Source organism: Chromobacterium sp. CCUG 76385 (assembly GCF_059916625.1).
This window is the reverse complement of sequence record NZ_JAUCGU010000059.1, coordinates 1-6,159: the sequence shown is the minus strand read 5'-3', so window position 1 is coordinate 6,159 and position 6,159 is coordinate 1. Positions and strand designations below refer to the sequence as shown.

Here is a 6,159-nt window from a genome sequence, read left to right as displayed (position 1 = left end):
AGCAGATACAACCTGTGCATTGTTTGCAGGAAGCGGTGGGGAGAGGCTACCAACTTACAATTGGGACATAGCCTTTTTTTTGGTACATTGAGACATGGATTTGCCAAGCCGCGTTTTTCAAATGGAGTGGTTCTCGGCGATCGGCACCGCCGCCTTCGCCGTGTCCGGTTATCTGGTGGGCATACGCAAGCGGCTCGATGTGCTGGGCATCCTCATTCTGGCGGTGGTGACGGCCATCGGCGGCGGCATCATCCGCGACGTGCTGGTGAATCGGGTGCCGCGGGTGTTTTTCGATTACACCAATCTGGCCATCATCGCCGCGACGGTGCTGCTGGCTTGGCTGCTGGGCCTGCACCGCCGGCGCAGCCGGGCATTGGAAGGACTGTTCGTGGTGGCCGATTCGCTCGGCTTGGTGGCGTTCAGCCTGACCGGCGCCCAGGTGGGCCTGATGTTCGACCTCAACGCCTTTGGCGTGGTGGCGCTGGGCTTCATCACAGCAGTCGGCGGCGGGGTGGTGCGCGACATGATGGTCAATGACGTGCCCTTCATCCTGCATAGGGATTTCTACGGCACGGTGGCTATCGTGGTGGCAGGCGGGCTGTGGTTGTTCGACAAACTCGGCTGGGTGGGAATCTGGTCCTTGCAATTGCTGTTCTGGCTGGGGCTGGCGTTGCGCATGCTGGCCCATTCCCGCGAGATCACGCTGCCCAAGATAGGCAGGCGCGAGCAGTAAAAAGGAAAATAAAATGTGGTCGATGGAGGCTGAAGAAGCCGCGGGGCGGATTGCCCAGCGGCTGCGCGCTTATGATTTCACCGGCAAGGCGGGCGACTTGCCGTGCCGTCCCGTGCGCGAGGGCCTGCGCCCGGCCGCGGTGCTGATTCCGCTGGTGTGGCACGCGGACGAGCCTACGGTGCTGTTCACCCGGCGCGCCGATCATCTGCCCAGCCATCCTGGGCAGGTCAGTTTTCCCGGCGGCAAGCGGGAGGCGGACGATGCGTCCGCCGAGGCGGCAGCCTTGCGCGAAGCGCGCGAGGAAACCGGTTTGCCGGAGTCCGCGGTGAGGGTGCTAGGTTGTCTGCCGGACTACGTGACGGTAACCGGCTTCATGGTGACCCCTGTGGTGGGCATGCTGCAGCCGCCCTTGGCGCTGGCGCCGGCGCCGGACGAGGTGGCCGAGGTATTCGAGGTGCCGTTGCGCAATCTGCTGGATAAGTCGGCTTATAGCCGGCATGACTACGTGCGCGATGGCGTGGCCGGGCAATATCTGGCCTTGGAGTGGCGGCGCTATACCATCTGGGGCGCTACCGCGGCCATGATGTGGATGCTGGCCGACGCGCTGGCTTGAGCCGGCATAGTGGGTGGTTGCCGGATTCAACGCCGGGCGCCGGCGGAGGCTTCTCTGGCTGCCTGCGATGGTTGGAACAGGCTGTCGCTCAGGGCGTGTCCTGATCGCACAGAATGATGTTGCGGCCGGACAGCTTGGCTTCGTACAGCAGCTTGTCGGCGCGCGACACCATCGTCGCCGGCGTGTCGCCAGGCCGCCAGTCGGTGATGCCGCCGCTGAACGTGATGCGCTGCTCGACGAAGGGGAAAGTGGTGTGGGTTAGCGCCATCTGCATCCGCAGCATCACTTTGTGGGCGTCGCGCAGCCGGGTGTAGGGGAAGACCACCATGAATTCTTCGCCGCCGATGCGGGCGTTGATGTCGGTGTTGCGGGTGGAGTCGCGCAGCGCGTTGGCCACGGCCACCAGCACATCGTCGCCAGCCTGATGGCCGTATTGGTCGTTGAATTTCTTGAAGTGGTCGATATCGAATACCGCAATCGCCATGGTCTGGCCGTAGCGCTCGCAGCGGCTGATCTCGTCCTTCAGCACCATGTCGCCGTGACGGCGGTTGTATAAGCGGGTCAGCGGGTCGGTGATGGCCATTTCCGCCAATTGCAGATTGCTTTCATGCAGCTGTTGTTCCAGCTGCTTGCGCCTGGAGATGTCGTACATGGCGATCAGCGAGGATGGCGCGCCTTCGCGGTTCAGCTGTTGCAGCGACACGATGGCCCACAGCCGGGTCTTGTCTTCCAGTTCCAGCTCGATCTCGCGTTGCAGCGCGTCTTCGCCGTCCAGCAGCCATCGTTCCACCGGCTGCAGCTTCAGCGGCAGGTTCAATTCGCGGCCGGCGGCCTCGGGCTGCTGCGGCGGCAAGCGCAGCAGCTCCCGCGCCGGGGCGTTGGCGTGCTGAATGCGCAGCGTTTGCGGATTCACCAGCAGCAGCGCCAGCGGAGCGGTATCGAGAATGCGGCGCGCCTGCTCCTCGCTTTCGCGGATGCGTTCGTTGCCGCGCAGCAGCTGTTGATGCTGATTGAGGTTGGACAGATGCTTGCGCAGCGCCAGCAGCGTCAGCGCGGCCACGAACAGCCAGCCCGGCAGCGCCAGCCACGCCTTGTCCCAGACATAACGGGTGAAATCCTCGCGCGAGATGCCCACCGCCACCTGGAACGGGTAGTTGCCGGTCTGGCGCACGCTGTACAGCCGCATCGAGCCGTCAAAGCTGGACGGCGCGCTGAATAGCATCTGACTGGCATCGCGCGACAGCATGATGTGCGGCTGCAGTGGCCGATAGCTTTGCGGGTCGAGACCTTCCACTTTGGGCCAGCGCGCCACGGTCAGCTGGCGCTGGTCCAGCACCAGGATTTCGCCGTGTTCGCCCACGGTGAGGCGGCTGACTTCGTCCTGGAAAAAATTGTGGTTGATCAGGCCGGTAGCCATGCCGATCAGGTTGCCGTCGGCGTCGTACAGCTTGCTGGCCAGCACGATGCCGCCGGCCGTGGGGCTGTGCATGACCGCGGTGTATTTGCTCTCCTGCGGCTCGCTGCGATGCAGCCAGCGACAGAATTCATTGTGGCGGGCGTGGGTTGGGTTGTTGGGCTTGCTGCTGAAGATGGTCTGGCAGGCGGTGTCGACGATTTCGATCTGGCTCAGGTAGGATGCCAGCCGCAATTGTTGCTGCAGCTTCTGCTGCAGATCCTGCTGGGCGTCCAGCGGCAGGCTGCCGCTGCGCAGCAGTTTCTGCACTTCCGGGATCTGGTTGCTGCTCTGCAGGATCAGGCCGGCTTCATGGATGCCGGAGCTCAGCCGCTCCGACAACAGTTGGCTCAGGCCATTGGCCTGGTGGCTGGCCTCGTTCTCCACCTGGCGATAGCTGATGACCAAGTCCAACAGCACCAGGCTCAGCGTGACCAACAGCAGCAATGCGGCGCCCCACTTGGCATGGCGGGCGGAGCGGTACACGTGCTTGCGGTTGGTCATTTCCATATCAGGGCGGAGGGTATGCGTTGTCTATTGTTCTAAAGTCTTCAGTATGACATCTAAAGCCGCCGCTGCGTAGTTGCTTACAGGGTAAAGCGCATGGACAGGTCAATGGCGCGGACGTCCTTGGTCAGCTTGCCCACCGAAATGCGGTCGACGCCGGTGGCGGCGATGGCGCGCACGGTGTCCAGGTCGATGCCGCCGGAGGCTTCCAGCTGGGCGCGGCCGGCTGTCAGCTCCACCGCCTGGCGCATCTGTTCGGTGCTCATATTGTCCAGCAGGATCAGCGTGGCGCCGTGGCGCAGCGCTTCTTCCAGCTGGGCCAGCGTTTCCACTTCGATCTGCAGCGTCACGCCGGGCGGCAGGTCCGCCAAGGCCTGCTCCATGGCGGCGGCAATGCCGCCGGCCGCCATGATATGGTTTTCCTTGATCAGGATGCCGTCGAACAGGCCTATGCGCTGGTTGGCGCCGCCGCCGACGGTGACGGCGTATTTCTGCGCCAGCCGCAGGCCGGGAACGGTCTTGCGCGTGTCGTGGATGCGCGCGCGGTGGCCGGCTGCGGCGTCGACATAGCGGCGGGTTTCGCTGGCCACCCCGGACAGTAGCTGCAGGAAGTTCAAGGCGCTGCGCTCGGCGGTCAGCAGCGCGCGCGCCGGACCGGCGATGCGGCACAACTCGCTGCCGGCGGAGACCTTGTCTCCTTCTTTCACCCGCCATTCCACTTCGCAGCGCGGGTCTACCTGACGGAAGCATTCATCAAACCAGGCCTGGCCGCAGATCACCGCGTCCTCGCGCGCGATGACGCGGGCGGAGCCGATCTTGTCGGCGGGAATCAGGCGGGCGGTCCAGTCGCACTGGCCAATGTCTTCGGCCAGCGCCTGGCCGACTTGCTGGGCAATCAGGTGGGGGGCGGGTAGGGCGGTCATGCGGGTCTCCATCCAAAAGCGTATTGTAACGGCAGTCTTGCGAAAAAGGCGCGCGGCGCGGCGCGAACAGGGCTTGGCATCTGGTATGCTGGCAGGCATCGAACCGCAAGCTCAATGTCATGGATTTGTCGGCTTCCCTGTTTGGCCCCTGGATTGCCTGGCTGGCAAACGCTTTGGCGCTGGCCGGATTGTGCTTGGCCGCCTGGCGCGTGCCGTGGCGGCAATTGGACGCCTCGGCGCTGAATGCCTGGATGGGCGCCTGCGTGTTCGATCTGGCGCTGTGGCTGCTGCGCGCGGGCTTGCAGCCCGGCTTGTCGTTTCATATGCTCGGCGCCGCGCTGTTCACCTTGTTGATGGGGCCGTGGCTGGCGCTGCTGGCCTTGGCCGCGGTGCAGATCGGGCTGGCGGCCGGCGGCCATGCCGATTGGCTTGCCCTGGGTTTGAACTGGCTGTTGACGGCGCTGCCGGCAGTCGCCTTGACCGGCGTCGCGCTGAACCTGGCGCGGCGTTTCCTGCCGCCGCATTTCTTTGTCTATGTGTTCGTCAACGGCTTTCTGGCCGGCGGCGCCAGCTTGATCTGCGCCGCGGCGTGCGGCTTGCTGGCGCTGGGGCTGGCCGGGGTCTACCCTTGGGATGCCTTGCTGGAAGAGGCTTTGCCGTATTATTTCCTGTTGTCGTGGTCCGAGGCCTTTACGACCGGCTTGTTGCTGGCGGTGTTGGTGGTGTATCGACCGCATTGGGTCGCTACCTTCGATGATGAGCGCTATCTCGGCGATTGGCCGGGCAAACGTTGAGGAGAATCGCGATGCCGTTCGTCTTATGGAGTTTGTTGCTGGCGACCGTGTTGCCGTTGATCTGGGCCGGGGTGTCCAAGGCCGGGATGCGTTACGACAATCATAAGCCGCGCGAAGTGGCGGCCAGGGCGGAGGGCTATCGCCAGCGCGCGGGCTGGGCGCAGCAGAACGCCTGGGAGGCCTTGCCGACCTGGACGGCGGCAGTCGTGGCCGCCTGGCTGATGAAGGTGCCGGAGGCGGCGATGAATGCCGCCGCGGCCGTCTTCGTGCTGGCGCGCGTCGCCCATGGCCTGCTGTATATCGCCAACCAGGCCTCGCTGCGTTCCTTGGCCTGGCTGGTGGGCATACTGGCGGCGCTGTACCTGTTCTTGCGCGCCGGCGGCCTAATCGGTTGAGGTTACAGCCAGCCTTGCGCGCGCAGCGTGGCTTGCAGCTGCTCGAAACCGACTGTGTGGAAGGCTTGCCAGCCGATGGCGCGGGCAGCTTCCACGCATTCGATGTTGTCGTCGAAGAAGGCAATCTGCTCCGCTTGCAGATCCAGCGCCTGCTCGACATGGCGATAGATCGCCAGATCGGGCTTGCGCAAATGCAGCAGGTGGGAGGCGAATGTGTGCTGGAAATGGTCCAGCAGTCCAAATTCCCGCTCTATCTTGTTCCAATGCAACGCGTTGTTGTTGCTGAGCGCCGCCAGCGGGAAGGTTTGGGACAGGGCGTCGAGCAATTCGCCTGCGCCGGGGTAGCAGCCCGCCAGCCAGGCGCATAATTGCTCCTGCATCGCTTGCTGGGAGAGGCTCAGCTGCAGCGCATCCACCATCGCCGCGCAGAATGCCTGCGGCGCGCATTCGCCCAGGTCCAGCCGCGCCACCCAGGGGTTCTCTATCCAGAACCGGCGTGCCTCTTCCCGTGATAAGGTGCCGCCGGACAGCCGCATCAGCGGATCGATGCCGTTCCAGTCAACCAGCACCCCACCCAGATCAAACACCAACACGCTTGGTTTGCTGCTCATCGCGCCCTCTCTGATTTTGATTGTCGGCGGTCAAATCCCGCCGCAGGATGATGGCTAGGGGCTGTTGACGTTTGGTGAGCGGTCGCGCCGGGATGCGTTTTGCGCCGAATCGAGGCGTTTCGCGCGCCGC

Annotated in this window: 7 protein-coding genes; 4 read left to right on the top strand and 3 right to left on the bottom strand. The window is 64.2% G+C overall.

The genetic code is table 11. From position 1 onward, the window contains the following. Positions 1-121 precede the first annotated feature (121 nt). Entirely contained in the window at positions 122-733 is a 612-nt protein-coding gene (locus tag QUG01_RS19775; RefSeq protein ID WP_233164005.1) for a trimeric intracellular cation channel family protein, read from the top strand. Positions 734-746: 13 nt separating this feature from the next. Continuing rightward, entirely contained in the window at positions 747-1,346 is a 600-nt protein-coding gene (locus QUG01_RS19770; RefSeq protein ID WP_500831585.1) for a CoA pyrophosphatase, read from the top strand. 88 nt (positions 1,347-1,434) lie between these two features. Here QUG01_RS19770 and QUG01_RS19765 read toward each other — a convergent pair whose 3' ends face one another. Together QUG01_RS19765 and nadC are read right to left on the bottom strand one after the other, a co-directional pair. After that, positions 1,435-3,303 (bottom strand): sensor domain-containing diguanylate cyclase, encoded by a 1,869-nt coding sequence (locus QUG01_RS19765; protein ID WP_500831584.1) that lies wholly within the window; start codon positions 3,301-3,303, stop codon positions 1,435-1,437. A gap of 83 nt (positions 3,304-3,386) precedes the next feature. Then, on the bottom strand, positions 3,387-4,229 hold the full coding sequence (gene nadC / locus QUG01_RS19760) for a carboxylating nicotinate-nucleotide diphosphorylase (protein WP_500831583.1): 843 nt from the start codon (positions 4,227-4,229) through the stop codon (positions 3,387-3,389). A gap of 119 nt (positions 4,230-4,348) precedes the next feature. Between nadC and QUG01_RS19755 the strand changes: the two genes are divergently transcribed. Beyond that, on the top strand, positions 4,349-5,023 hold the full coding sequence (locus QUG01_RS19755) for an energy-coupling factor ABC transporter permease (RefSeq protein ID WP_500831582.1): 675 nt from the start codon (positions 4,349-4,351) through the stop codon (positions 5,021-5,023). Positions 5,024-5,034: 11 nt separating this feature from the next. Next, positions 5,035-5,418: an MAPEG family protein gene (locus QUG01_RS19750; RefSeq protein WP_500831581.1), complete on the top strand. Its 384-nt coding sequence runs from the start codon at positions 5,035-5,037 to the stop codon at positions 5,416-5,418. Positions 5,419-5,420: 2 nt separating this feature from the next. On the opposite strand, the gene QUG01_RS19745 is transcribed toward QUG01_RS19750, so the two are convergent. Beyond that, positions 5,421-6,029 carry an HAD family hydrolase gene (locus tag QUG01_RS19745; RefSeq protein WP_500831580.1) on the bottom strand — a complete coding sequence of 203 codons (609 nt, stop codon included), beginning with the start codon at positions 6,027-6,029 and terminating at the stop codon, positions 5,421-5,423. Positions 6,030-6,159: the final 130 nt, after the last annotated feature.